At 74.5% G+C, this 23,978-nt stretch carries 28 protein-coding genes; 11 read left to right on the top strand and 17 right to left on the bottom strand.

Annotated elements, in window-relative coordinates:
• The 3 genes from BN344_RS20415 to BN344_RS17640 all read right to left on the bottom strand — a co-directional run.
• Nucleotides 1-205 (bottom strand): hypothetical protein (locus BN344_RS20415; RefSeq protein ID WP_040339772.1); only part of this gene is annotated, 205 nt, incomplete at its 3' end.
• Nucleotides 202-1,245, bottom strand: coding sequence for a cytochrome d ubiquinol oxidase subunit II (gene cydB / locus BN344_RS17645; protein WP_051516073.1), 1,044 nt, complete (start codon nucleotides 1,243-1,245; stop codon nucleotides 202-204). The genes BN344_RS20415 and cydB, both read right to left, overlap by 4 nt.
• Nucleotides 1,246-1,282: 37 nt before the next feature.
• Nucleotides 1,283-2,887 carry a cytochrome ubiquinol oxidase subunit I gene (locus BN344_RS17640; protein ID WP_081788739.1) on the bottom strand — a complete coding sequence of 535 codons (1,605 nt, stop codon included), beginning with the start codon at nucleotides 2,885-2,887 and terminating at the stop codon, nucleotides 1,283-1,285.
• 126 nt (nucleotides 2,888-3,013) lie between these two features.
• On the opposite strand from BN344_RS17640, the gene BN344_RS17635 reads away from it, so the two are divergent.
• Nucleotides 3,014-3,364 (top strand): BlaI/MecI/CopY family transcriptional regulator, encoded by a 351-nt coding sequence (locus BN344_RS17635; protein WP_040339771.1) that lies wholly within the window; start codon nucleotides 3,014-3,016, stop codon nucleotides 3,362-3,364.
• Nucleotides 3,365-3,383: 19 nt separating this feature from the next.
• Nucleotides 3,384-4,313, top strand: a complete 930-nt coding sequence (locus tag BN344_RS17630) for a M56 family metallopeptidase (protein WP_040339770.1) — start codon at nucleotides 3,384-3,386, stop codon at nucleotides 4,311-4,313.
• Here the strand turns inward: BN344_RS17630 and BN344_RS17625 are convergent.
• From BN344_RS17625 to BN344_RS17590, 8 genes are all read right to left on the bottom strand, one after another.
• A complete protein-coding gene (locus BN344_RS17625; RefSeq protein WP_040339769.1) occupies nucleotides 4,299-4,658 on the bottom strand; it encodes a hypothetical protein in 360 nt (119 codons plus the stop codon). The two genes, BN344_RS17630 and BN344_RS17625, sit on opposite strands and share 15 nt — an antisense overlap.
• On the bottom strand, nucleotides 4,655-6,952 hold the full coding sequence (locus tag BN344_RS17620; RefSeq protein ID WP_040339768.1) for a heavy metal translocating P-type ATPase: 2,298 nt from the start codon (nucleotides 6,950-6,952) through the stop codon (nucleotides 4,655-4,657). Before BN344_RS17620 ends, BN344_RS17625 begins: the two co-directional genes overlap by 4 nt.
• The gene (locus tag BN344_RS17615) at nucleotides 6,949-7,875 is read right to left on the bottom strand and encodes a hypothetical protein (protein ID WP_040339767.1); all 927 of its coding nucleotides are present in this window, start codon (nucleotides 7,873-7,875) and stop codon (nucleotides 6,949-6,951) included. Before BN344_RS17615 ends, BN344_RS17620 begins: the two co-directional genes overlap by 4 nt.
• 27 nt (nucleotides 7,876-7,902) lie before the next feature.
• On the bottom strand, nucleotides 7,903-8,109 hold the full coding sequence (locus BN344_RS17610) for a heavy-metal-associated domain-containing protein (protein WP_040339766.1): 207 nt from the start codon (nucleotides 8,107-8,109) through the stop codon (nucleotides 7,903-7,905).
• A 28-nt stretch (nucleotides 8,110-8,137) separates the two neighbouring features.
• A complete protein-coding gene (locus tag BN344_RS17605; RefSeq protein ID WP_040339765.1) occupies nucleotides 8,138-8,440 on the bottom strand; it encodes a metal-sensitive transcriptional regulator in 303 nt (100 codons plus the stop codon).
• Between the two features lie 56 nt (nucleotides 8,441-8,496).
• The gene (locus BN344_RS17600; protein WP_040339764.1) at nucleotides 8,497-8,856 is read right to left on the bottom strand and encodes a helix-turn-helix domain-containing protein; all 360 of its coding nucleotides are present in this window, start codon (nucleotides 8,854-8,856) and stop codon (nucleotides 8,497-8,499) included.
• A gap of 73 nt (nucleotides 8,857-8,929) precedes the next feature.
• Nucleotides 8,930-9,430 (bottom strand): Hsp20/alpha crystallin family protein, encoded by a 501-nt coding sequence (locus BN344_RS17595; RefSeq protein WP_081788738.1) that lies wholly within the window; start codon nucleotides 9,428-9,430, stop codon nucleotides 8,930-8,932.
• A 100-nt stretch (nucleotides 9,431-9,530) separates the two neighbouring features.
• The gene (locus tag BN344_RS17590) at nucleotides 9,531-10,199 is read right to left on the bottom strand and encodes a hypothetical protein (RefSeq protein ID WP_155858935.1); all 669 of its coding nucleotides are present in this window, start codon (nucleotides 10,197-10,199) and stop codon (nucleotides 9,531-9,533) included.
• 46 nt (nucleotides 10,200-10,245) lie between these two features.
• Here BN344_RS17590 and BN344_RS17585 point away from each other — a divergent pair, with 46 nt between their 5' ends.
• The 6 genes from BN344_RS17585 to BN344_RS17560 all read left to right on the top strand — a co-directional run bounded on the left by BN344_RS17585 (nucleotide 10,246) and on the right by BN344_RS17560 (nucleotide 14,757).
• The gene (locus BN344_RS17585; RefSeq protein WP_231486988.1) at nucleotides 10,246-10,713 is read left to right on the top strand and encodes an STAS domain-containing protein; all 468 of its coding nucleotides are present in this window, start codon (nucleotides 10,246-10,248) and stop codon (nucleotides 10,711-10,713) included.
• A gap of 79 nt (nucleotides 10,714-10,792) precedes the next feature.
• Nucleotides 10,793-12,061: a YibE/F family protein gene (locus tag BN344_RS17580; protein WP_040339762.1), complete on the top strand. Its 1,269-nt coding sequence runs from the start codon at nucleotides 10,793-10,795 to the stop codon at nucleotides 12,059-12,061.
• A 14-nt stretch (nucleotides 12,062-12,075) separates the two neighbouring features.
• Nucleotides 12,076-12,693: a class I SAM-dependent methyltransferase gene (locus BN344_RS17575; RefSeq protein ID WP_231486986.1), complete on the top strand. Its 618-nt coding sequence runs from the start codon at nucleotides 12,076-12,078 to the stop codon at nucleotides 12,691-12,693.
• Nucleotides 12,683-13,009: a TraR/DksA family transcriptional regulator gene (locus BN344_RS17570; RefSeq protein WP_040339760.1), complete on the top strand. Its 327-nt coding sequence runs from the start codon at nucleotides 12,683-12,685 to the stop codon at nucleotides 13,007-13,009. The genes BN344_RS17575 and BN344_RS17570 overlap by 11 nt, the downstream gene beginning before the upstream one ends.
• Before the next feature lie 75 nt (nucleotides 13,010-13,084).
• A complete protein-coding gene (locus BN344_RS17565; RefSeq protein ID WP_231486985.1) occupies nucleotides 13,085-13,522 on the top strand; it encodes a YciI family protein in 438 nt (145 codons plus the stop codon).
• Complete coding sequence (locus BN344_RS17560) at nucleotides 13,519-14,757, top strand: RNA polymerase sigma factor (protein WP_231486982.1); 1,239 nt, start codon at nucleotides 13,519-13,521, stop codon at nucleotides 14,755-14,757. The genes BN344_RS17565 and BN344_RS17560 overlap by 4 nt, the downstream gene beginning before the upstream one ends.
• Here BN344_RS17560 and BN344_RS17555 read toward each other — a convergent pair.
• From BN344_RS17555 to BN344_RS17540, 4 genes are read right to left on the bottom strand one after another with little or no spacing between them, the layout of a single operon-like run.
• On the bottom strand, nucleotides 14,686-15,534 hold the full coding sequence (locus BN344_RS17555) for a glycosyltransferase family 2 protein (protein ID WP_040339759.1): 849 nt from the start codon (nucleotides 15,532-15,534) through the stop codon (nucleotides 14,686-14,688). The two genes, BN344_RS17560 and BN344_RS17555, sit on opposite strands and share 72 nt — an antisense overlap.
• Nucleotides 15,531-16,640 (bottom strand): prenyltransferase/squalene oxidase repeat-containing protein, encoded by a 1,110-nt coding sequence (locus BN344_RS17550; protein ID WP_040339758.1) that lies wholly within the window; start codon nucleotides 16,638-16,640, stop codon nucleotides 15,531-15,533. The genes BN344_RS17555 and BN344_RS17550 overlap by 4 nt, the downstream gene beginning before the upstream one ends.
• On the bottom strand, nucleotides 16,627-17,403 hold the full coding sequence (locus tag BN344_RS17545) for a class I SAM-dependent methyltransferase (protein WP_040339757.1): 777 nt from the start codon (nucleotides 17,401-17,403) through the stop codon (nucleotides 16,627-16,629). The genes BN344_RS17550 and BN344_RS17545 overlap by 14 nt, the downstream gene beginning before the upstream one ends.
• Nucleotides 17,397-18,650, bottom strand: a complete 1,254-nt coding sequence (locus BN344_RS17540; protein WP_081788736.1) for a glycosyltransferase family 4 protein — start codon at nucleotides 18,648-18,650, stop codon at nucleotides 17,397-17,399. The genes BN344_RS17545 and BN344_RS17540 overlap by 7 nt, the downstream gene beginning before the upstream one ends.
• 96 nt (nucleotides 18,651-18,746) lie before the next feature.
• Here BN344_RS17540 and BN344_RS17535 point away from each other — a divergent pair, with 96 nt between their 5' ends.
• The 3 genes from BN344_RS17535 (at nucleotide 18,747) to BN344_RS17525 (ending at nucleotide 21,056) form a co-directional block, all read left to right on the top strand.
• Nucleotides 18,747-19,040 carry a Dabb family protein gene (locus tag BN344_RS17535; protein ID WP_040339756.1) on the top strand — a complete coding sequence of 98 codons (294 nt, stop codon included), beginning with the start codon at nucleotides 18,747-18,749 and terminating at the stop codon, nucleotides 19,038-19,040.
• Nucleotides 19,041-19,102: 62 nt separating this feature from the next.
• Nucleotides 19,103-19,858, top strand: a complete 756-nt coding sequence (locus tag BN344_RS17530; RefSeq protein ID WP_155858934.1) for a hypothetical protein — start codon at nucleotides 19,103-19,105, stop codon at nucleotides 19,856-19,858.
• A 79-nt stretch (nucleotides 19,859-19,937) separates the two neighbouring features.
• On the top strand, nucleotides 19,938-21,056 hold the full coding sequence (locus BN344_RS17525; protein ID WP_081788735.1) for a DUF4192 domain-containing protein: 1,119 nt from the start codon (nucleotides 19,938-19,940) through the stop codon (nucleotides 21,054-21,056).
• An 18-nt stretch (nucleotides 21,057-21,074) separates the two neighbouring features.
• On the opposite strand, the gene BN344_RS17520 is transcribed toward BN344_RS17525, so the two are convergent.
• Together BN344_RS17520 and BN344_RS17515 are read right to left on the bottom strand one after the other, a co-directional pair.
• Nucleotides 21,075-23,153 carry a S9 family peptidase gene (locus BN344_RS17520; protein ID WP_051516071.1) on the bottom strand — a complete coding sequence of 693 codons (2,079 nt, stop codon included), beginning with the start codon at nucleotides 23,151-23,153 and terminating at the stop codon, nucleotides 21,075-21,077.
• A gap of 87 nt (nucleotides 23,154-23,240) precedes the next feature.
• Entirely contained in the window at nucleotides 23,241-23,966 is a 726-nt protein-coding gene (locus tag BN344_RS17515; protein WP_081788734.1) for a metal-dependent transcriptional regulator, read from the bottom strand.
• Nucleotides 23,967-23,978 lie beyond the last annotated feature (12 nt).

The following is a 23,978-nucleotide window of genomic DNA, read 5'->3' as shown; positions in this document are numbered from 1 at the left end:
CCGCCAGGACCAGCGGGCCGGTCAGCGGCCCGTCGGTCAACCCCGAGCCGCGGGCCACCGCGTGCGCCAGGCCGGCGGCGAGCAGCACCAGCCCCGCGGTCTGGACCAGTGCCGCCAGCGCGGCACGGACCAGTGCGCCGGTCAGCCCCGGGACGCCGGCCAGCGCGCCCAGCGGTCCACGAGGCGCCTCGGCGCCGGTGCTCATGCGGGCACCTCGCTGGGCGCGGGGGCGTCGCCACTGCCGGGGGCGTCCTCGTGCTGCGGCTCGGCGGTCAGTCGCTTGCGGAACACCCAGTAGGTCCACGCCTGGTAGGCCAGCACGACCGGCAGCCCGACGGCGGCGGCCCACGTCATCACGGTGAGCGTGTAGTCGCTGACCGACGCGTCGGCGATCGTCAGGTCGAACGCGGGGTCGATCGTCGAGGGGACGACGACGGGGTAGGCGGCTCCGAAGATCGTCGCGGTCGAGCTGACCAGCATTCCCGCCCAGCCGGCGAAGGCCGGCCCCTCGCGGTCGACCCGGATGCACGCCCAGGTCACCAGGACGGCCAGCGCGCCGACGACCCACAGCACGGCGGTGACCGGTGTCCCGGAGCGCAGGTGCACCAGCCCGGCCCAGGCCAGCAGCGGCAGCGCGGCCACCGGCGACCAGCGCAGGGCGAAGGCGCGGGCGCGGAGCCGGACGTCGCCGTCGGTCTTCAGCGCCAGGAACAGCGCGCCGTGCACGGCCGAGAAGGCGAGCACCGCGACCGCGCCCAGCAGCGCCGTCCACCCCACGCCGGCGAAGCTGCCGCCCACCCGGATGCCGTCGCCGTCGATCGGCAGGCCCAGCGTCGTGGTGGCCAGGGCCGCCCCCACGCCGAGGGCGGCGATCAGCGAGCCGGCGGTGATCACGTGCGTCCAGGTGCCGTCCCAGCGCGGGTCGTGCGACTGGTGCCGCCACTCGAAGGCCACCGCCCGGATGATCAGGCCGAAGAGCACCAGCACGAAGGGCAGGTAGAGCGCCGGCAGCCAGGTGGCGTACCAGCCCGGGAAGGCGGCGAACACCGCGCCGACGGCGGTGATCAGCCAGACCTCGTTGCCGTCCCAGAGCGGGCCGATGCTGCGCAGCATCAGGTGCCGGTCGGCCGTCCTGCGGCCCAGCACGGGCAGCAGGGCGGCGACGCCGAAGTCGAAGCCCTCCAGGAACAGGAAGCCGATCCAGAGCACGGCGACGGCGGCGAACCACAGGGTCTGCAGGTCCATGACGGGTCCTCGGGTCTACGGGTCGGGGTGGGGGGCGTCAGTAGGCGAACTGGAGGACGTCGTCGTCGGCGCGGCGGTCCGTGCCCGGGCTGCCGGCACCTCCGGCGTCGCCGTCCGGGCCGGAGCGGCGGTCGTCGTCCCGGCCGGTGCCGATCGGGGGTTCGACGGCGGTGTCGCTCGCGGTGACGCCGGAGCGGATGAACGCCGTGAGCAGCCCGATCTCGATGACCGCGAGCACCCCGTAGACCAGGGTCAGGGCGGTCAGCGACGTCCAGACCTCGCCGGCGGTGACGCCGGGGGAGACGGCCTGGGCGGTGAAGAACCAGATCTGCTCGTCGAGCGGCACGTCCGGGTTGGGGACGACGACGAAGGGCTGTCGGCCCATCTCGGTGAAGATCCACCCCGACGCGTTGGCCACGAACGGCGCACCCACGGCCGCCAGCGAGCCGTAGACGCCGAGCCGCGAGGTGGGCACCCGGCCGCGCCGGGTCGACCACAGCGCGTAGGCCGCGACCCCGGCCGACACCGCCCCCATGCCGATCATCAGCCGGAAGCTCCAGTAGGTGACCGCCAGCAGGGGCTGGTAGTCCACCGGCTCCCCGGCCAGGTTGCCGAAGCGCGACGGGTCGTCGGGGTAGGTGGCGCCGTAGACCTCGGCGTAGCGCTCCTGCAGCTCGTTGACGCCCGGCACCTCGCTGGTGAAGTTCCCGTTGGCGAGGAAGGAGAGCAGCCCCGGGACGGTGATCGAGTGGACGTCGTCGCACTCGTTGGAGCCGAGCTTGCTCCAGGCGAAGATCGAGAACGACGCCGGCGCCTCCGTCTCGCACAGCGCCTCGGCCGAGCTCATCTTCAGCGGCTGCTGGTGGTACATCAGCTTGGCCTGCCAGTCGCCGGTCACCGCCACCAGGACGAAGGCCGCGAGCGACACCCAGCCACCGATCCGGACCGAGCGGCGCCAGACCTGGTGATCGATCTCCTCGGGCGAGCGCCCGGCGAGCCGCCGCCGGCGCAGGTGGTAGAGCCCGACGCCGACGAGCAGGGCGCCGGCGACCATCAGCGCGGCGACGATGGTGTGGGTGAAGGCCGCCAGCGCGGTGTTGTTGGTCAGCACGGCGAGGAAGTCGACCTGCTGCGGCCGGCCGGTCGCGTCGTCGGCGACAACCCCGACCGGGTGCTGCATCCAGGAGTTGGCCGCGATGATGAAGTACGCGCTCACGACCGAGCCGATGACCGCCGCCCACAGGGTGGCCAGGTGCAGCTTCTTCGGGATCCGTCCCCAGCCGAAGATCCACAGGCCGAGGAAGGTCGACTCGAGGAAGAAGGCCAGCAGGGCCTCCAGGGCGAGCAGCGAGCCGAAGACGTCGCCCACGAAGCGGGAGTACTCGCTCCAGGCCAGGCCGAACTGGAACTCCTGGACCAGGCCGGTGGCCACGCCCAGGACGAAGTTGATCAGGAAGATCTTGCCCCAGAAGCGGGTCATGCGGAGCCACTCGGGGCTGTCGGTGCGCACCCACATGGTGTGCATGACCACCAGCAGGATCCCCAGGCCGATGGTCAGCGGGACCATCATGAAGTGGTAGACGGTCGTGATCCCGAACTGCCAGCGCGCGATGTCCAACGTGTCGAGGCCCAGCACGTCCACGGCACCTGCTCCTCGTCTCTCGGCTCCGACCGTCGTACGATCGACCTGTTCTTTCTACGCTGAGTAGAAGAGTCTCTTCTACGACACGTAGAAGAAGGTGCTGTGAGTCGTACGACAGGAGGAGCGATGGCCACGCTGGGCCAGCTGGAGCGGGCCGTCATGGACCAGCTGTGGTCGGCCGAGGGGCCGGTGGCCGCGACCGCCCTGCGGGACGGGCTCGCCGACCGCGGGATCGCGCTGACCACCGTGCACACGGTGCTGACCCGGTTGGAGCAGAAGGGCTTCGTCGTGCACGACGACGCCCGGCCGCGGCGCTTCACCGCCCGCGCCAGCCGCGAGGAGCACGCCGCCGAGCTCATGCACGAGGTGCTGGGTCAGTCCGCCGACCGGCAGGCCGTGCTGGCCCGTTTCGTCGGCGGTGTGGACGACGACGAGGCGCGCCTGCTCCGGGAGCTGCTGGCCGGCGACGGTCGCTGACCCGGCCACACCCTGACCGATGCTGCCCGTCACCGCGGCCGCCCTCGCCGTCCTCGCCGCGTTGCTGGCGTGGCCGATCCCGGCGCTGCTCGGCCGGGCCCGCTGGCCGGGCCGGGACCCGCTGGTGGCGCTGGTCTGCTGGCAGGCGATCGGTCTGGCCGGTGGGTTGTCGATCATCGGCGCCCTGCTGGTGCACGGCCTCGCGCCGTGGGGTCACTCGCTGCCGGAGGCGTGGTGGTCGTGGATCCGCGGCGAGTCCGCCGGCGGCCCGGTGCGCGGCGACCACTGGGTGACCCTGACCCTGGCCGCGGTGCTGGCCCTCCAGCTGGTCGGCGTGCTGGCGCTGTCCTGGCTCCGGACCGCCCGCACCCGGCGCCGCCACCGGCAGCTGCTGGAGCTGGTCGTCGAGCCGGGTGGTGCACCGGACACCCGGCTGCTGGAGCACCCCGCCCCGGTGGCCTTCTGCATCCCCGGGGCACGGCCGCTGCTGGTGCTGTCCTCCGGCATGGTCGCCGAGCTCGACGAGGCCGAGCTCGCCGCCGTCGTGGCGCACGAGCGGGCGCACCTGCGCGAGCACCACCACCTCTACCTGCTGCCGTTCGTGGCGTGGGAGGCGGCACTGCCGGTGCTGCCGGCGGCCGGGCGTGCGCACGCCGCCGTCCGGGAGCTGGTCGAGATGCGGGCCGACGACGTCGGGCTGCGCGAGCTCGACGGCGCTGATCCGCGCCGCACGCTGGCGCAGGCGATCGTCGCCGCGGCCGGGCGGCCCGGGGGCGCGGAGGTACCCGGCGGCGCGCTCGCGGTGACCGGGGGTGCGGTGCACGCCCGGGTCGTGCGGCTGCTCGAACCGCCGTCCCCGCTGCCCGCGCCCGCCCGGGCCGCTGCCCTGCTGAGCGCCGGACTCCTGCTCCTGCTGCCGACGGCGCTGCTGCTGCTACCGGCGCTGTGAGCCGGCGAGCACGCGTCCGGCCACCGCGGAGCCCAGCGCGACCGCGGCGCTGATCCGTGCCGCCCGCCCGTACCGGCCCGAGCCGAGGAAGGGCAGCATGCTCGCGGCGTGCAGCAGGTCGATGCCGGCGCCCGCGGTGAGGACGGCGGGTTCCGGTCGGGCCAGCACCGCGCCGTGCTGGACGAGCATGCGGGCGCCGAGCGCGCGCACGATCCAGCGGCGCTCCCGCGGGAAAGCCGGCGCGACCGCGTCGAGCGCCCATTGCGGCCGGGTGAGCAGGAGCAGCCCCGCGGTGGCGCCGGCGGTGGCGCCGGCGGCGGCGCCGAGGCGGGCCGGGTCGGTCATCGGGCGGGCTCCTCCGTGCGTGCGCGTCCGGACGGCAGCGCCGTGGCGGCGTCGCGATTCTCCGGCAGCGGCGCGAAGCTCCGCAGCCGCAGCGAGTTGGAGACGACGAACACCGAGCTGAACGCCATGGCCGCGCCGGCGATCATCGGGTTGAGCAGCCCGGCCATCGCCAGCGGGATCGCCGCCACGTTGTAGCCGAACGCCCAGAACAGGTTGCCCTTGATGGTCGACAGCGTCCGGCGGGAGAGCCGGATGGCATCGGCCGCGACCCGCAGGTCGCCGCGCACGAGGGTCAGGTCGCTGGCCTCGATCGCGACGTCGGTGCCGGTGCCCATGGCCAGCCCCAGGTCGGCCTGGGCGAGGGCGGCGGCGTCGTTGACGCCGTCACCGACCATCGCCACGACCCGGCCCTCGCCCTGGAGCCGCTTCACGACGTCGACCTTCTCCTGCGGCAGCACCTCGGCCACCACCTCGTCGATCCCCACCTGCGCCGCCACCGTCCGCGCGGCCCGTGCGTTGTCACCGGTGAGCAGGATCGGCGTCAGCCCCAGCCCGCGCAGCTGCCCGATCGCCGCGGCCGAGGTCGGCTTGACCGCGTCCGCGACGACGAGCACGCCGCGGGCGGCGCCGTCCCAGCCGACGGCGATCGCCGTCCGCCCGGCCTCCTCGGCCTCGTCGGCGGCCCGCTCGAGGGCCTCCGGCAGGGTCAGCGACCAGTCGGCCAGCAGGCGCGGACGGCCGACTACGACCGCCGCGCCGTCCACGACACCGTGCACGCCGAGCCCCTCGACGTTGGTGAAGCCCTCGACCGGGGGAAGCGGCCCGCGCTCGGCGGCGGCGCGGGCGACGGTCTGGGCGATCGGGTGCTCCGACGCCGCCTCCAGGGCGCCGGCCGTCCGCAGCAGCAGGTCGCGGTCCTCGCCCTCGGCGGCGACGACGTCGAGCAGGGTCATTCGGCCGGTGGTCACCGTGCCGGTCTTGTCCAGGACGACGGTGTCGACCCGGCGGGTGCTCTCGAGCACCTCGGGGCCCTTGATCAGGATGCCCAGCTGGGCGCCGCGGCCGGTGCCGACCATGAGCGCCGTCGGCGTGGCCAGCCCGAGCGCGCACGGGCAGGCGATGATCAGGACGGAGACGGCCGCGGTGAACGCCGCCGGCAGCCCGGCGCCGGTGCCGATCCAGAAGCCGAGGGTGGCGGCGGTCAGCGCCAGCACGATCGGGACGAAGATCCCGGAGATGCGGTCGGCGAGCCGCTGCACCTCGGCCTTGCCGTTCTGCGCGTCCTCGACCAGCCGCGCCATCTGGGCGAGCTGGGTCTCCGCGCCGATCCGGGTGGCCCGCACGACCAGCCGGCCGCCGGCGTTGACCGTGCCGCCGACGACGGTGTCGCCGGGTCCGACCTCCACCGGGACGGACTCGCCGGTGAGCATCGATGCGTCCACGGCCGAGGAGCCCTCGGTGACCTCGCCGTCGGCGGCGATCTTCTCCCCTGGCCGGACGACGAACAGGTCGCCGACCGCCAGCCGGTCGACCAGAACGCGCACCTCGGCGCCGTCGCGCAGCACCGAGACCTCCTTGGCGCCGAGCTCCAGCAGGGCCCGGAGGGCGGCCCCGGCCCGCCGCTTGGATCGCGCCTCGAAGTACCGGCCGGCCAGGATGAAGGTGGTGACGCCGGCGGCGGCCTCGAGGTAGATGTTGGCGCTGCCGTCGGAGCGCTCGATGGTCAGCTCGAAGGGGTGCACCATGCCGGGGATGCCGGCGGTGCCCCAGAACAGCGCGTAGATCGACCAGCCGAACGCGGCCAGCGTGCCCAGCGAGACCAGGGTGTCCATGGTGGCCGCGCCGTGCCGGAGGTTGGTCCAGGCGGCGCGGTGGAACGGCAGCCCGCCCCAGACCACGACGGGTGCGGCCAGGGTGAGCGAGAGCCACTGCCAGTACTCGAACTGCCAGGCCGGCACCATCGCCAGGGCGATCACCGGCACGCTGAGCAGGGCGGAGACGACCAGCCGCGTGCGCAGCGGTGCCACCTCGTCGACCTCGGCCGGCGTCTCGGCCGTCGGCGGCTCCGGCAGCGACGCCGTGTAGCCGGTCTTCTCGACGGTGGCGATGAGGTCCTCGGTGGTGACGTCGCCGGCGATGCTGACCTTGGCCTTCTCGGTGGCGTAGTTGACCGTGGCCGTGACGCCGTCGAGCTTGTTGAGCTTCTTCTCCACGCGGGACGCGCACGAGGCGCACGTCATCCCGCCGATGAGCAGTTCGACGTCGGTGAGCGGCCCGGTCGGGGCGGTGGTCATGATCCGTGCTCCTCGTGCGCGCCGACCGTCACCGTGAAGGCGGCCGTCCGGACGACGTCACCGTGCTTGAAGTCCAGGAACAGCCGGTACGTGCCGGCCGAGGGGGCGGTGGTGGCGAAGCCGACGTTCGGGCCGGGTGCCGGCGCCGCGCCGCCCGGGGGGTCGCTCGGGTGCACGTGCAGGTACCCCAGATCGCCCTGGCGCAGGGCCACCAGGTGCCCGTAGGCGCCCAGGTAGCTCTCCAGGTCGGTGACCGGCACGCCGTCGCGGCTGATGCCGAAGCGGAGCTCGGTCTCCTCGCCGGCGGTCAGCGCGCCGTCGAGGACGACGGTGTAGCCGTCCACCTCGGCCACGGCGGCGGGAGCGGGCAGCGGCTGCGGGGCGTACTCGCCGCCGACGGCGAGCTCGGCGCCGAGGACGCGGTCCTCGCCGTCGGCACTCGCGGCGAAGTCGGCGAACACCCGCCACGAGCCGGGGGAGAGGTCCAGCGGCACCCGCCAGACGCCGTCGGCGTCCTGCTCCGGGTGCACGTGCTGGTAGCCGGTCAGGTCGCGGCGCACCGCGATCAGGTGCAGGTCCTCGTCGTGGCGGACCTCGTAGTCGGCGACGGCGTGGCCGTCGGGGCCCTCGATCCTGAAGGCGAGGGGCACACCGGCACCGGCCGGGAGGGTGGGCTGGTCGAGGACGAGCGTGTACCCGTCCTCGGAGACGACGAGGCCGGCGGGCAGGTGCGCGCCGGCCGCCTCGTGCGGCGCCTGCTCCTGGTGCCCGGCCCCGGGCTGCGACCCCATGTCGTGCCCGGCGGACGAGGGCTCGTCGGCCGCCGCGCCGACCGGGCCCACCACCGCACCGAGGCCGGTGGCGGCGCCGAAGAGCGCGAGCAGGCCGACGCCGAAGGCGGCGAGCTTGACCGGTGTGTTCATGGCGATGCGGTCGCCGGGCGGGCTGGATCAGCCGGCCACGGAGTAACCGGCCTCCTCCACGGCAGCGCGGACGGCGGACTCGTCGACCGGGGCGTCGCTGGTGACCGTGAGCCCGCCGGACTCGAGGTCGACGTCGACGGCACTGACGCCCGGGACGGCGGAGACCTCCTCGGTCACGGAGTTGACGCAGTGGCCGCAGGTCATGCCGACGACGGTGAAGCTGGCGGTGGTCATGGGGGTTCCTCTCGGGGTGGGGGAGCGGTCAGGAGCGGACGAGGCGGGCGATGGCGTCGGAGGCTTCGCGGATCTTCTCGTCCGCCTCGCGGCCGCCCTGCTGCGCCGCCTGCACGACGCAGTGGCTCAGGTGCTCCTCGAGCAGCCCCAGGGAGACCGCCTGCAGGGCCTTCGTCATCGCCGAGACCTGGGTGAGGATGTCGATGCAGTACTTCTCGTCCTCGACCATGCGCTGCAGGCCGCGGGCCTGGCCCTCGATGCGGCGCAGCCGCTTGAGGTAGTCGTCCTTGCGGTTGATGTAGCCGTGCCCCGCGTGCTCGACGGTCTCCACGCCGGTCCCTCCTGCCGTGGCCGCGGACCTCGCGGCACGACCGGAACTATACCCCCCTAGGGTTCCCGCGCAAGCGGGTCGGTGCCGTCGTCGCGCATCCGGGCGACGTCGGACCGGAGCTGCTCCAGGTCCGCGTGTGCGGTGGCGAGCTGGTCCTGCAGGCCGACGATCGTCTCCGCCGAGGCCAGGGAGTGCCCGTCGTCGAGGAGCCCGCGGAAGCGGGCCGCCAGGCCGAGCTGCGTGCGCGAGTAGCGGCGGTGACCGCCGGCCGACCGGTGCGGCTGGAGGGCCCCGGAGGAGTCGAGGCTGCGGAGGAAGGCGGCCTGGACGCCCAGCAGTTCGGCGGCCTGGCTCATGGTCAGCGCGGGGAAGTCGGGATCGTCCAGGCGGCGCAGCGGATCGGTGGCCTCGGCCATCACCGTCCTCCTTCGAGTCGTGGGACGACGGAGGGGCCGGACCCGCCGGGCCCGGCCCCTCCGGTCGCCGCCATCAGCTGGTGACGGACTTCTGCTCCGCCTGCGCGGACTCGCCCTCGATCGTGCGGCCCTCGACGGCGGCGGGGGCGTCGGCCCTGGTCACGCTGATCTTGCGTGCCTTCGCCTTCTCGGCGACCGGGATGCTCACCGTGAGCACGCCGTCGTGGTAGCTCGCCTCGAGCCGGTCGGTGTCGAGGCTGCGTCCCAGGACCAGCTGGCGGGTGTAGCTGCCGAACGGCCGCTCGGCGACGGCCCACTCGGCGTTCTCCAGCTGGGGGACGCTGCGCTCGGCGCTGACGGTGAGGGTGTTGCCCTCGATCGACAGGTCGATCGAGCCGGGGTCGACGCCGGGGAGGTCGAAGTGGGCGACGAAGTTGTCACCCACGCGGTAGGCGTCCATCGGCATGCCCGACAGTGCGCGGGCGGTCTGCGAACCGGCCCGCCCGGTGAGCTGGTCCAGCGCCCGGAAGGCGGCGGACGTGGCGGCGAACGGGTCGTAGGCGGTCAGCATCATGATCGATACCTCCGGAGTGTCTCTGGTGTGTTCGCTGCCCGAGGAGTGAACCTCTAGTGGCGACTAGAGATTACCTCACTCGTGCATCCAGGTAAACGTGTCAGCGCCCCGGATGTTCCCGTTTCCAGGCGGCGGTCCGAGCGCTGCTCCGTGCCATCGCCGCCGCGATCACGAGCGGGACGACGCCGAGGACCGCCGTGGCCCAGAGGCTGCTCGAGACCCCGCCGGTCACCGACTCGCGCGAGCTCAGCAGCGACCAGCCCAGACCGAACAGCGGCAGGGTCACCACGCCGGTGCCCAGCGCCGCGGCGACCGCCCCGGCGACACCCCTGTTCCGCGCCGCGAGACCCGCCAGCAGCGCCGGCACGAAGGTGAACACCCAGTGGAGGACCGGGATGATCGCGCCGGTCTCGAACTCGGCGTCGGCGGCCAGGACGAGCGCGTTCCAGAGCAGGGCCGCCACCGCGAGCAGCGAGACGACCACCCAGACCAGGAAGGCCGGGTCCGAGGGGCGTAGCGAGGCGTCCCGCAGCGTGGCCCACGCGCCCAGGACCAGGCAGACCGCGCTGCCGGCGAGCAGGAGCGCCGTGAGCGACGACGGGACGTCCGCGATCTGCCAGCCACCGAGCACCCGCTCGGGAACCGCCCAGTCGCGCTGCCCGACCACGATCGCCAGGACGGTGAGGACACCGGTCACGGCGATCGTGGGCCACGGCAGATCGGGGCGCGTCCGGGTGCCGACCGGGGGTGGGGGAGCGGGCGGAGTCATGGCGCGGAGGGTGGCAGAACGCCCGCGCCGGCAGAGTGCGGCACGCGTGAACTCCACCCGCACGGGGCAGTCCAGGTCCGTGGAGGAGACGACGGACGCAGCAGAGCAGCAGGCGGGCACGCACGCTGACGAACCGGTGGTCACCTCCGTCAGCGAGGGGGACACCATGAGCCTCACGGTGGCCGGGGAGCTGACCGAGGCGGCGCGTCGTCCGCTGGTGCGGGCCATGACCGAGGCGCTCCTGTCGGGGCAGTCGCTGACCCGCGCCGAGCTGCGCCTGGCCGGGGTGACCTTCATGAACTCCCCGGGCCTGGCCGTGCTGGTCCAGCTGCAGAGGATGGCGGCTCCGCGCGGCATCGAGGTGGCGCTGGTCGCGCCGCCGCCGGCGGTCGCCCGGCCCCTGCAGCTGAGCGGCCTGTGGCACCGGTTCCCCGTCGTGGACGAGAACGGTGCCGAGCGGCCCGCAGAGGTGTCGCCGGAGGGTCCCGACGGGTCGCCCCGCGACCATGCCTGATCCCCGTCGGTGTCGGGGAGCCTGATCCCGGTCGGTGTCGGGGACCGGTCCACGGCGGCCGGGCTCCTAGCCTGTCCGGGTGTCTACCGGCCATTCGCACAGCCACGGCCCCGATCCCGACGCGCCGCCGCCCAGCCCCGAGGCGGTCCGTCTCCGGAAGCGCGCCGTCTGGCTGATGCTGCTCCTCCTGGTGCCCGTGGGGCTGGCCACCGTCATCGGCCTGCTGGTCATGTGGCCCGACGGCGAGCCCACCCGCGCCGAGCAGGTGGCCGCCACCTACCTGCCGCCCGGCACCACCTATCCCGACGGCCGGGTGGTCTCGATCGAGACGTACGACTGCGGTGACCCCGGCCGCCCGGCCACCTGCGCACGAGCCGTCGTCGAGGTGCTCGAGGGGGAGGGGACGGGGGACTACCAGCAGGTGGACCTGCAGCCCGACGTCGTCGCCGGTGGGGTCGAGGAGGGCGACACCCTGGTCCTGACCCGCGACGCCGGCGCCGAGGGCGGTCCGAGCTACCAGTTCTTCGACTTCCAGCGCGACGCCCCGATCATCACGCTCGCGGTCGCCTTCGCCCTCGTGGTGGGGCTGGTCGCGCGCTGGCGCGGGCTCGCCTCCCTCGTCGGGCTGGCCTTCGCCTTCGTCGTCCTGCTGAAGTTCGTGCTGCCCGGCCTGCTGTCCGAGTCCTCGCCGGTGCTGGTCAGCCTGGTCGGTTCCGCAGCGATCATGTTCGTCGTCCTGTACCTCGCGCACGGTTTCTCGGCGCGCACGACGACGGCGCTGGTCGGCACCCTGTTCGGGCTCTCGCTGGTCGCCGTCCTCGGGTCCATGGCGGTGTCGGCCGCGCGGCTCACCGGCCTGACCAGCGAGGAGACCAACACGCTCAACACCTACGACCCGACGCTGAGCTTCTCCGGCCTGGTCCTCGCCGGGATCGTGGTCGCCGGGCTGGGCGTGCTCAACGACGTCACGATCACGCAGGCCTCGGCCATCTGGCAGCTGCACGAGGTCGACGAGGGCATGACCTGGCGGGAGCTGTACAACCGCGGCATGGCGGTCGGCCGCGACCACATCGCGTCGACGGTCTACACGATCGTGTTCGCCTACTCGGGCGCCGCACTGCCCCTGCTGCTGCTCTTCGAGCTCTACGACCAGCCCTTCTGGACCGTCCTCACCTCGGCCGCCCTCGCCGAGGAGGTCATCCGCACGCTGGTGGGGGCCATCGCCCTGGTCCTCGCCGTCCCGGTGACGACGGCGGTCGGCGCGTTCTTCGCCACGGCCGCGAGCACCTCCGCGGGCGAGGCGACCGAGCGCCGGGTGACCGCCCTGCGCACCCGCTTCGCGCGGTGAGCCAAGCTGTGCACGTGTCCGATCTGCTCGCCGCCGCCCAGGCCGCCCCCGGTTTCATGCCCGACGACGAGGGGCTCGCCCTCTACGAGGCCGCCCGCGGTGTCGCCGTCCCCGGCCCGCTGCTGGAGGTCGGCAGCTGGATGGGCCGCTCGGCGCTCTACCTGGCCGCCGCCGCCCGGGAGACCGGCCGCCAGGTGGTGACCGTCGACCACCACCGCGGCTCCGAGGAGCACCAGCCCGGCTGGGAGTACCACGACCCGTCGCTGGTCGACCCCGCCGTCGGGCTGATCGACACGCTGCCCCGGTTCCGGAACACCATCGCCACCGCCGGCGCCGAGGACGTCGTCGTCGCCGTGGTGACCCGGTCGGAGGTGCTCGCCCCGCTGTGGAGCACCCCGCTGGCGCTGCTGTTCCTCGACGGCAGCCACACCGAGGAGTCGGCGCGGCGCGACCAGGACGCGTGGGTCGCCAAGCTCGCGGTCGGCGGCACGCTGGCCATCCACGACGTCTTCCCCGATCCGGCCGACGGCGGTCAGGCGCCCTACGGGGTCTACCGGCGGGTCCTGGAGTCCGGCGACTTCACCGAGCTGCCCGGCGTCGGGTCGATGCGGCTGCTGCGTCGTGAGCGGTGAGCTGGAGGCCGAGCGGGTCGCGGCGCTGGCGCAGATCGCGGCGCTGACCCGTCAGTTCGACGAGATCGTGGCCGCGTCGCAGGCCTCGAACGCCGACGACGAGCACGACCCCGAGGGCGCCACGATCGCCTTCGAGCGCCAGCAGGTCGCGGCGCTGCTGGACCAGGCCCGTCGCCGGCTGGCCGACGTCGACGCCGCGGTGACGGCGGTGGAGGCGGGCACGTACGGGCGCTGCGAGACCTGCGGGCGGCCCATCGGCGAGGAGCGCCTGGCCGCCCGGCCCACCGCGCGCACCTGCATCGACTGCGCCCGCTAGAACTCGCGGAGGAAAGTTCCCGGCGGATGTCGAGAAGCCGGACGCGGCTCCGACCCAGGGGTGCAGGCGGCCAGAATGGGCCGCACGTCCCGCGAGGAGAAGACGATGGCCAAGTACCTGCTGCTCAAGCACTACCGCGGCGCCCCGGCGGCGGTGAACGACGTGCCGATGGACCGCTGGACGCCGGCCGAGGTGACCGCGCACATCCAGTTCATGCAGGACTTCGCCGCCCGGCTCGAGGGCACCGGCGAGTTCGTGGACGGGCAGGCGCTGTCGCCCGACGGCATGTGGGTGCGTTCCGACGGCGCCGGACGGCCCCCGGTCACCGACGGCCCGTTCGCGGAGACCAAGGACCTCATCGCCGGCTGGATGATCATCGACGTCGACAGCCAGGAACGGGCGGTCGAGCTGGCCGGCGAGCTGTCGTCGGCGCCGGGCGCGGGCGGCGAGCCGATCCACGAGTGGCTCGAGGTCCGTCCCTTCCTGGCTGCGCCCCCGACCATCACGGAGTGACGGTCGTGGTGGACAGCGCCGTCGACGCAACCCTGCTGCGGGCGCTCACTCCCACCGTGATCGGGATCCTCGGCCGCCGCGGAGCCGACTTCGCGGCGGCCGAGGACGCCGTCCAGGAGGCATTGGTCGAGGCCGTGCGCGTGTGGCCGCACGACCCGCCGCGCGACCCGCAGGGCTGGCTGGTCACCGTGGCCTGGCGCCGGTTCCTCGACGCCGTCCGCGCCGACTCCTCCCGGCGCAGGCGTGAGCTCGTGCTCGACCAGGAGCCGGCCCCCGGCCCCGCCGAGGTCGTGGACGACACCCTCCGGCTCTACTTCCTCTGCGCCCACCCGTCCCTGAGCCCGGCATCGGCGGTGGCGCTCACCCTGCGCGCGGTCGGCGGCCTGACCACGCGGCAGATCGCCCAGGCCTACCTGGTGCCCGAGGCGACCATGGCGCAGCGCATCAGCCGGGCGAAGCGGACCGTCACCGGCGTCCGGTTCGACCGGCCCGGCGACGTCGGCACGGTGCTGCGGGTGCTCTACCTGGTCTTCAACGAGGGCTACTCGGGCGACGTCGATCTTGCCGCCGAGGCGATCCGCCTCACCCGTCAGCTCGCGGCGATGACCGACCACGAGGAGGTGGCGGGCTTGCTCGCGCTGATGCTGCTGCACCACGCGCGACGGCCCGCGCGGACCCGCCCCGACGGCAGCCTGGTGCCGCTGGCCGAGCAGGACCGGAGCCGGTGGGACACCCGGCAGATCGCCGAGGGCGTGGAGGTGCTCCAGGCCGCGCTGGCCCGTGACCGGCTGGGGGAGTTCCAGGCACAGGCTGCCGTCGCCGCGCTGCACGCCGACGCACGCACGGCGGCCGAGACCGACTGGGTGCAGATCGTCGAGTGGTACGACGAGCTCGTGCGGCTCACCGGGAGCCCGGTGGTCCGCCTGAACCGGGCGGTCGCGGTCGGTGAGGCCGACGGGCCGCGGGCCGGGCTTGCCGCCCTGGCCCAGGTCGACCCCTCCGTGCCCCGGCACACCGCCGTCGCCGCCTACCTGCACGAGCGGGACGGCGACCGGGAGACCGCCGCCCGGCTCTACGCCGAGGCCGCCCGGTCGGCGCCGAACCTGCCCGAGCGGGACCACCTCACCCGGCAGGCCGCCCGGCTCAACGCGGACGTCCGGGCGTCACACCGCCCGGCCGGCCAGGAGCCGCAGGTCGGCACGCACGCGGGAGGGGATGACCCGCCGTCGTCGTAGCGCGGCCAGGAGGTCCGGCAGGGCCCGGAGCAGCCCGGCCACGCCGGGTCGCCCGGATCGCACGGCACCGGCCACGAGCCGCGCGAGGTCGGGGAGCGGCAGCCGCATCGAGGCGGTGAGCAACCGGCTGCGCCACACGGCCGCCTGACGGCGGGTGGGGGAGTGCCGCCGCGGCGAGGGGTGGTGGTGCACGGTGAGCGCGTCGACGTAGGCCATGGCCCAGCCGGCGGCGGCGAGGTCGAGGGCCAGCCGCTCCTCCTCGCCGGGGAAGCGGACGACGGGGTCGAACCCGCCCACCGCCCCGAAGGCCGCGGTCCGCACGACGGCCCCGCAGGCGACGAAGCCGAGCAGCGCGGGCCCGGGGAGGTCGCCCCGCGGCAACGGGCTGCGCGCCATCTCCGCGCACGCCGGGTCCAGCCGCTCCTCGGGGCCGACCAGGATCCGCGCGTTGACCACCGCCAGCCGGGGGTGGGCCCGCAACAGCGCGACGGCCCGTGCCAGGTCCCCCGGCGCCCACCAGGAGTCGTCGTCGGCGAACGCGACGAACTCGGTCCCGGCGCGTGCCACGCCGATCGTCCGGGCGTAGGCCCCGACGTTGTCCTCGAGGGGCACCACCGTGACGTCGGGGCAGGCCGCGCGGACCGCGTCGACCGAGCCGTCGGCCGATGCGTTGTCCACGAGGACGACCGGCGCCTCGTGCCGCGGGAGGGTGGCGAGCAGCTCCTCCCGCCGGTCGCGGGACATCACCACGACCGCGATGTCGGGAGGCTCGGTCACGGACGTGCCGTGCCCGCACCTCCCGGCACCCAATCGGCGGGCTGGGCGGTGTCGTCGGTGCCGGCCGCGGGCAGCGCGGCGGGGTCGGCGAACAGCCCCGAAGCCGGTGTCGCGCCGGAGAGCGCGTCGGCGGCCAGCAGCACCGCGGCGGCGGTCCAGGTGGTCCGCTCGATCGGCCAGCGGGCGTCGTCGGCGAACACGTAGCCGGTCCAGTAGGAACCGTCGTCGTCGCGCAGGTGCTGCATGGCCGCGACCTGCTCCAGCGCGGCGTCCCGCTGGCCGGCGACGACCAGCGCGAGCGCCAGCTCGCAGGTCTCGGCGCCGGTGACCCAGGGGCGGTCGGAGACGCAGCGGGCGCCCAGGCCCGGGACGACGAACGTGTCCCAGCCGGCGGCCAGCCGCTCGCGGGCCTGCTCGCCGGTGACCGCGCCGCCCAGTACCGGGTAGTACCAGTCCATCGAGTAGCGCGAGCGGTCGGCGAAGGCGTCCGGCCGGGTGCGCAGCGCCGTGCCGAGGTCGCCGACCGCCAGCTCCCAGTCCGGCTGCGGCTCGCCCACGAGGCCGGCCAGCGCGATGCCGCAGCGCAGCGCCTGGAACAGGCTGGCGTTGCCGGTCAGCAGGGCCAGCTGGTCCGGGGTGCGGTCGCGGCGCAGCGCCCAGCCGATCGCGCCGCCGTCCAGCTGCATGGCCACGACCAGGTCGAGCCCGCGGCGCACGACCGGCCACAGCTCGGCGACGAGCGCCTCGTCGCGAGCGATCAGCCACCGGTGCCACAGGCCGACGGCGAGGTAGCCGGCGTGGTTGCTCTCGACGTCGGCGGAGACCTCGGCGCCGTCCCGGTACTCCGCGGCCCAGGAGCCGTCCGGGCGCTGCCGCCCGGCCAGCCAGCGGTAGGCGGCGGCGGCGCGGTCGTGCTCCCCGCCGACGTCGAGGGCCATGGCCGCCTCGACGGAGTCCCAGGGGTCGAGCTGGCCGCCGCGGAACCAGGGGAGGGCGCCGTCGGTGAGCTGCTGCCCGGCGATCCAGGCGACCGTCGTCCGCACCTGGTCGCCCGTGAGCACGCCCGGCAGCTCGGGCAGCAGCCGCCGCGCGTCAGCCGGCGGCAAGGACCCGCTCCACCTCGTCGGCTGGAACGCCGCCGGCGTCCGCGGGCTTGTCGGCGTAGATGACGAAGCTCTTGCCGAAGACCGGGTCCATCAGCTTCTCGGCCGTGCGGGTGAGCCACGGGCGGTGCATGAGGTCCCAGACCAGCAGCCGGTGGTAGGCGCGGACGGCGGCGTTGTCCTTCTCCACCCCGACCGCGCACTTCAGCCACCAGAACGGAGCGTGCAGCGAGTGGGCGTGGTGGGTGCGGCCGGGCTGCAGGCCGACCGAGGCGAGCCGCTCGCGGACCACGCCGCGGCGGTAGATGCGGATGTGGCCGCCCTCGTTGGCGTGGTACTCGTCCGACAGCGCCCAGCAGATCCGCTCGGGGCCGTACCGCGGCACGGTCATCACCATCCGGCCGCCGGGCTTGAGCACCCGGAAGATCTCCGCCATCGCCGTCACGTCGTCGGGGATGTGCTCGAGGACCTCCGACGCCATCACCCGGTCGACGCTGGCGTCGGGGAAGGGCAGGCGCAGCAGGTCCCCGCGCACCACCTCGAAGCGGGCCGGGGTGCCGTCGGGCCGGAGGCCCGCCTCGCCGGACTCGACGATCGCGCCCAGCCAGCGCTTCGTCGTCTCCACCTCGGAGACGCCCCAGTCGACCGCGACGACGTCGGCCCCCCGGCGGATCGCCTCGAAGGCGTGCCGGCCCTCGCCACAGCCCAGGTCGAGGACGCGCATGCCCGGCCGCAGGTCGAGCGAGTCGTAGTCGACGGTCAGCAAGGGGGCCCCTTCCGGTCCAGGGTCTGCGCGTACCAGGCGGCGGTGCGCTCGGCGGTGGCCCGCCAGGTGTAGTTGTCCAGCACGCGGCGCCGGCCGGCGCGGCCGAGCTGCTCGCCCAGGGACGGCGAGTCGAGCACCAGCTTCAGCGCCGCGGTGAGCTCGCCGACGTCGCCGGCCTTCACCCGCAGCCCGGCCCGGGTGCCCACGACCTCGGGCAGCGCACCCGCGTCGGTCGTGACCAGCGGCGTCGCGCAGGCCATCGCCTCGATCGCGGGCAGCGAGAAGCCCTCGTACAGGGAGGGGATCGCCATCACCGTCGCCCGCTGCAGCAGCCCGATCAGCTCCTCCTCGGAGACCGACCCGGTGAAGCGCACGGCGTCGTGGAGGGCGAGCCGGTCCAGTGCCGCCTCCGCGGGGCCGCCCGGGCGCGCGCTGCCGACGACGGTGAGCGTGGCCGGGCGCTCGGTGCGCAGCTTGGCCACCGCCTCGAGCAGGTGCACCAGGCCCTTGAGCGGCACGTCGGCGCTGGTGATGGCCAGGATCGAGTCGCTCTCGCGGCGCTGCCCCTCGGCCGGGGGCGCGAACGTGCCGGGGTCGATGCCGTTCGGGATGAGGTCGACCCGCGAGGCGGGCAGGCCCATGTACTTCGCGATGTCGGTGCGCGAGGTCTCCGACACCGTGGTGATCGCGTCCAGCTGCTGCACGACCCTGGCCTGCATGCGGGTGAACGCGTACCAGCGGCGCAGCGTCAGCTTCTTGTACAGCGACGGCGCGGCCGCGAGCTCGAGCTCGCGGTCGATGGCGATCGGGTGGTGCACCGTCGCGACGGTCGGCAGACCGGCGCGGGTCAGCTTCAGCAGCCCGTAGCCGAGGGACTGGTTGTCGTGGACGACGTCGAACTCGGCGGCCCGGGGGAGCAGGTGCCGGGCGGCGCGCAGCGTGAAGGTGAGCGGCTCGGGGAAGCCGGCGGCGCACATGGTCGCGTACTCGAGGACGTCGATCCGGTCGCGGAACTCCGAGAGCCGCGGGATGCGGAACGGATCCGGCTCTCGGTACAGGTCGAGGCTGGGCAGCTTGGTGAGCGGCACGCCGTCGTCGAGCTCGGGGTAGGGCTGACCGCTGAAGACCTCGACGCGGTGGCCGAGCTCGGCCAGCTCCCGCGACAGCGCACGGACGTAGACGCCCTGCCCGCCGCCGTGCGGCTTGCTGCGGTAGGACAGCAGTGCGATGCGCAACGACCGTCCCATGACCGGGACTCTAACGAGGCCACCCGCCGCGTCCGGCCACCAGCCGGGCGCGCGACCCCCGTCCGGGTGCATCCGCCACCTGGCAGGGTGCAGCCCATGATCCGTCACGTCGTCACGTTCACGTGGTCTCCGGCGGCCGACGCGCAGCGGCGCAGCGCCGCCGTCGAGGCGCTGCGGGGGCTGCGGCGGGAGGTCGGGGGCATGACCTCCCTGGTGGTCGCCGAGGACGCCGGGCTGTCCGAGGGCAACGCCTCCGCGGTGCTCATCGCCGACTTCCCGGACGCCGAGGCGTTCTCCCGCTACGCCCGGGACCCGGTGCACCAGGCGGTGGTCGCCGAGCACGTCCGGCCGATCCTCGCCGCGCGCGCGGCCGTGCAGTACCGGGTCTGAGCGGCAGCCGCGCGCCTGCTCGGGTGACCCGCGGTGCCCGGCCGGGCGGCTACCGTCTGGCCATGTCGATGACTTCCCGGTCCGGCCGGCTGCGGCTGCTCGCCGCGGGCCTGACCTGCGCTGCCGTCCTCACCGGGTGCGGGGGTGGCGACGACGGCGACGAGCGGTCGGCCTCCGGCTCGAAGAAGTCCGCCGCCTCCTCGGAGCCGGCGAAGCAGCCGGATCTCGCCTCCGGTCTGCTGCCCGCCGACGCGTTCGGGCCCGACGCGGTCGTGGCCGCGGTGTCACCGGAGGAGCTCGAGCGGGGCGCGGGCCTCGCGGAGCAGTTCAGCGACGTGCAGATCACGCCCGAGTCGTGTGCGGGCGCCGTCGAGGGCACCCAGCCCGACCTCGCGGACTTCGACGACATCGCCGCCGTGAGCGCCACGGTGGGCACCACGGTCACCGTCGAGATGCTGACCCGCGGTGGGCCGGTCGAGGGCGCCATCGACGAGCTGGCGAGCGCCGTCGAGCGCTGCCCGCAGGCGCAGATCAGCTCGCCGGAGATCGGGGACGCCACCGTCACGTTCGAGGAGCTGCCGGTCGCAGACCTCGGCGACGGCTCGGCCGCGCTGCGCTACACCACCGTGGTGGCGCTCCCCGACGGGACGCAGGCGTCGGTGCCGGTGCTGCTCGGCGCCGTCCAGGACGGCGACCGGCTGATCATCATGACGACGCTGTCGGCGGACCCGAGCGGAGCGGGTGCCGCGCTGGACCCCGCGGCATTCGCGTCGCTGCTCGAGCAGGCCTACGAGACGCAGGCCGACGCGCTCGACTGAACCGTCCACAGCCCGGCGGCCGGTCCACAGATCCGATGGGCGGCCGCCGGGCGAGCACGGCCGCGGGCACGGTCGGTCCATGGACACGCCGCATCCGACCGACCGCCCGCCACCCCGGTCCTCCACCCTTCCCGACGGGCCACCCGCCCCCGACCCGGTCCGGGTCGGGGACCCCGGTGAGCTCGCCGCGGGCCTGCCGCACCTGCTCGGCTACCGGCCCGACGAGTCCGTGGTGCTCATCGGCCTGGGTGGGGAGTCCGGACGCCGGGTCGGGCTGACCGTGCGCGCCGATCTCCCGGCCGCGGCGCACCGCCGGGCACTCGCCTCGGCCCTGGCCGACAGCCTGGGCACCGACGATCCGCGGGGGGCCGTGGCCCTCGTGCTCTCCGAGCTCCCCGACGAGCCCTGGCCGGGCACCGGCCTGCCGCACCGGGCGCTGGTGCACGACCTCGTGCTCGCCCTGGACGCGGCCGGGATCCCGCTGGAGCAGGCGTTGCTCGTGCGTGGCGGGCGGTGGTGGGACTTCGACTGCCCCCATCCCTGCTGCGGTCCCGGGGCCGGCACCCTGCTGCCGGCGGAGGTCGGGCAGATCGAGGCCGCCTCCGTGGCCGCCGGCACGGTGGTGGCGGGGGACCGGTCGGCGCTGGAGCAGCGCATCGCCCGCCCCGGGGCCGGCGCGCAGGCCGCCATGCGGAGCGCGTGCCTGCGCACCGTCGAGGAGCTCGCGCAGGAACCCAGCAGGCAGGCCCGGGCAGAGGCCTCGCGCCGGCTGATCCGGCGAGCGGTCGAGCGCTGCCGGCCGGGACCGGACAGCGAACGCCTCCCCGACGACGACGTCGCCCGCATCCTGTGGGGCCTGCGCGAGGTCGCCGTCCGCGACTGGTCGCTCCAGCTGTCCCTCGCCGACGACGCGGCGGCGGCCGAGGTGCTCTGGACCGAGTGCACGCGTCGGGCGCCGTCCCCGCTGGACGCCGCCCCGGCGACGTTGCTGGCCGTCAGCGCCTGGCTGCGCGGCGACGGGGCGATGGCCAACATCGCCGTGGACCGCGCGCTCGACAGCGACCCCGACTACTCGCTCGCCGCACTGATCGCCGACGCCCTGGCCGCTTGCGTGCCGCCAAGCCGGCTGCGCGCGTTCCTCGTCGAGGCCGCCCGCTGGCCGGAGGACCTGGACCCGGCCGGGATGCCGTCGGGCTGATGCGGGCGACCGGGTGGCTCAGAGCAGCTCCGGGCGCCGCCATTCCTGCTCGAGAACGTGTTCGCCCAGGAAGGCCAGCACGGTCTCGTACCAGACCGCGGAGTTCCCGGAGGTGAGCACCCAGTGGTTCTCGTCGGGGAAGTAGAGGAACTTCGACGGCACGCCCCGCTTCTGCAGGTCGTACCAGAGGTGCAGGGCCTCGCCCACGGGCACGCGGTAGTCCTTGTCGCCGTGGATCACCAGCATCGGCGTGCGGATCGCGTCGGCGTACCGGTGTGGCGAGTTCTGCTCGTAGCGCTTGGGCTCCTGCAGCGGGTCGCCCCACTCCTTCTCCCAGTAGTACGCGGCGTCGGTGGTCCCGGTGAACGAGTCGATGTGCCAGAGCCCGGCATGGGTGACGATCGCCCGGAAGCGGTCGGTCTGCGTGGCCACCCAGTTGGCCATGTAGCCGCCGAACGAGCCGCCCATGGCCGCCGTCCGGTCCGCGTCGATGTCGGGACGGGCCTCCGCGGCGTCGACGGCGGCCATCAGGTCCGTGTAGGGCGCGCCGCCCCACTCGCCCCAGCCGCGGCGGACGAAGTCCTGACCGAAGCCCTGCGACAGCGCCGGGTTGGGCAGCAGCACCGCGTAGCCCTGGGCGGCGAGCACCCACGGGCACCAGCGCCACGACCACGAGTTCCAGCTCATCAGGGGTCCGCCGTGGATCCACAGCACGAGCGGCGCGGGGGTCTCCGCCGAGGCGCCCTCGGGGAGCACGAGCCACGCCTGCACCTCGACGCCGTCCTCCGTGGTGGCCCGCACCTCGGTCAGCGTGCCGGGCAGCGCGTCGACGGTGCCCGGGCTGGGCAGCACGACCGGGTCCTGCAGGGGCGCCTCCGGGTCCAGCCGTACCGGCACCGAGGGGGAGTCGTAGGCCGAGCGCAGCGCGTAGAGGGCGGTGCCGTCGGGGGCGACCTGCAGGTGGCTGTACGCCCCGTCGCCGGTCAGCCGCGTCGGCGTGCCGCCGTCCACGGGCACCCGGAAGACGGCGTGCCGGCCGTCGTCGTCGGCGAGGAAGTAGACGGCCGTGCCGTCGGCGCTGAACTGCGGAGCGCTCGGCCACCGGTCGAACTCGGGCGTCAGGTCGCGGGCCGTGCCGCTCTCGACGTCGACGACCAGGAGCGTGTAGTCCGGCGGCTCGGCGTAGCTGGACAGCGACTCGCGGACGCAGATGAGCGAGGTGCCGTCGGGGGAGAACCGGGCGCCGTAGACGTCGGCCAGCGGATCGTCGACCAGCACCCGCGTCCCGCTGCCGTCGGTGGCGATGAGCACCACCCGGTTGCGGTGGCCGGCCGGCCCGTCGGGGATCTCCTCGGCGCGGGCGAGCAGCCGCCCGTCGGGCGAGAGGGTGAAGTCCTCACCGGCGCCGTGCGGCGGCGTCGCCTCGGGCGTCAGGTCGCGCAGCGGCAGCGGCTCGCCGGCCCCCGTCGGGTCCTCGTCGGGCAGTTGCCCGGCCCAGAACAGGTGCGGCGCGGCCGGACCCAGGTCGTGGTCCCAGTACCGGACGGGATAGGCCTCGTGCAGGATCGCGGTGATGCCGGCGTCGGCCCGCTGCTTGCGGCGCTGCTCGTCGGCCTCGGCCTCCGAGCCTCCGGGGACCGTGGCCGAGGCGACGACGAGGTCCCCGCTGTCGGCCGCCACCGCCACGGCCGAGATGCCGCCGGGGCGGGCGAGCACCGGACGGGCCTCACCGCCCCCAGGGGGAAGGCTCCACAGGGCCGGCTTCGGTTCCCCCGCCTCCGCGGCCCCCGGGTCCGGGCGGGCCGAGGTGAACAGCAGCGAGCCGTCGGGGGCCCACACCGGCGCGGACTCGCCGGGGACGCTGCGGGTGAGCCGGCGGGCCGGCCGCGCTCCCGCCGGGTCGACCTCCCACAGCGCCGTCTGCCACTTCTTCTTGGCGGGATCCAGGGTGGCCAGCGAGACCGCCAGCCGGGATCCGTCCGCCGACAGGGCCAGCGCACCGATCCGCGGCAGGGTGACGAAGTCGCTCAGCCGGTGGAAGGGTGTGGGCGCCGGCTCGGCGGCCGGGTCGGCGGGTGCAGGAGCGGAGGAGCTCACCGGGGCCTTCTTCCGACGGGCGGCGGGGACCGCCCCACCGTAGTGAGCGAGCCGCCGTCCCCAGCCGGCCGCTCCCCGCCCCGGCGGTCAGAGCAGCGGGGCGGCCTCGAGCGGGGTCAGCTCCTCGTCGGCGGCGCTCACGAACATGTGCTGGGCCACGCCCACGGGCAGCACGTAGTCGTCCAGGGCCACGGAGCCCTCGACCAGGCGGGCGCGCATCGTGACGCCGGGCCGCACCCCGTGGTCGGCCAGGGCGCGCAGCACGTCGGCGTTCTCCTGCAGCTGCTCGCTGATCCGCCGGATCACCACCGGGCGGCCCTCCGCGGTCGCGATCGTCGACAGGAGCGCGAGGGAGTCCAGCACCGCGGACGTCTCGCCACCGAGCGGCTCCTCGCCGCGCAGCGACTCCAGCCCCGGGATCGGGTTGCCGAAGGGCGAGACGCTGGGGTTGCCCAGCAGGGAGAGCAGCCGGCGCTCGACGGCCTCGCTCATCACGTGCTCCCAGCGACAGGCCTCCTCGTGGACGTCGGCGTAGTCCAGCCCGATCACGTCCACGAGCAGGCACTCGGCCAGCCGGTGCTTGCGCATGACGGCGGTGGCCAGCTTGCGACCCTCGTCCGACAGCTGCAGGTGACGGTCGCCCTCGACGGTCAGCAAGCCGTCGCGCTCCATGCGGGCCACCGTCTGGCTCACGGTGGGGCCGCTCTGGTGGAGCCGCTCCGCGATCCGGGCCCGGAGAGGCGTGATGCCCTCCTCCTCGAGCTCGAAGATGGTGCGGAGGTACATCTCCGTGGTGTCGATCAGGTCGTTCACAGGTACTCCTCC

Origin of the sequence: Candidatus Blastococcus massiliensis AP3, from assembly GCF_000582785.1 — a bacterium.
GTDB classification, from domain to species: Bacteria; Actinomycetota; Actinomycetes; order Mycobacteriales; family Geodermatophilaceae; genus Blastococcus; species Blastococcus massiliensis.
The sequence above is the reverse complement of the archived record's forward strand: the minus strand, read 5'-3'. Positions and strand labels throughout refer to the sequence as shown.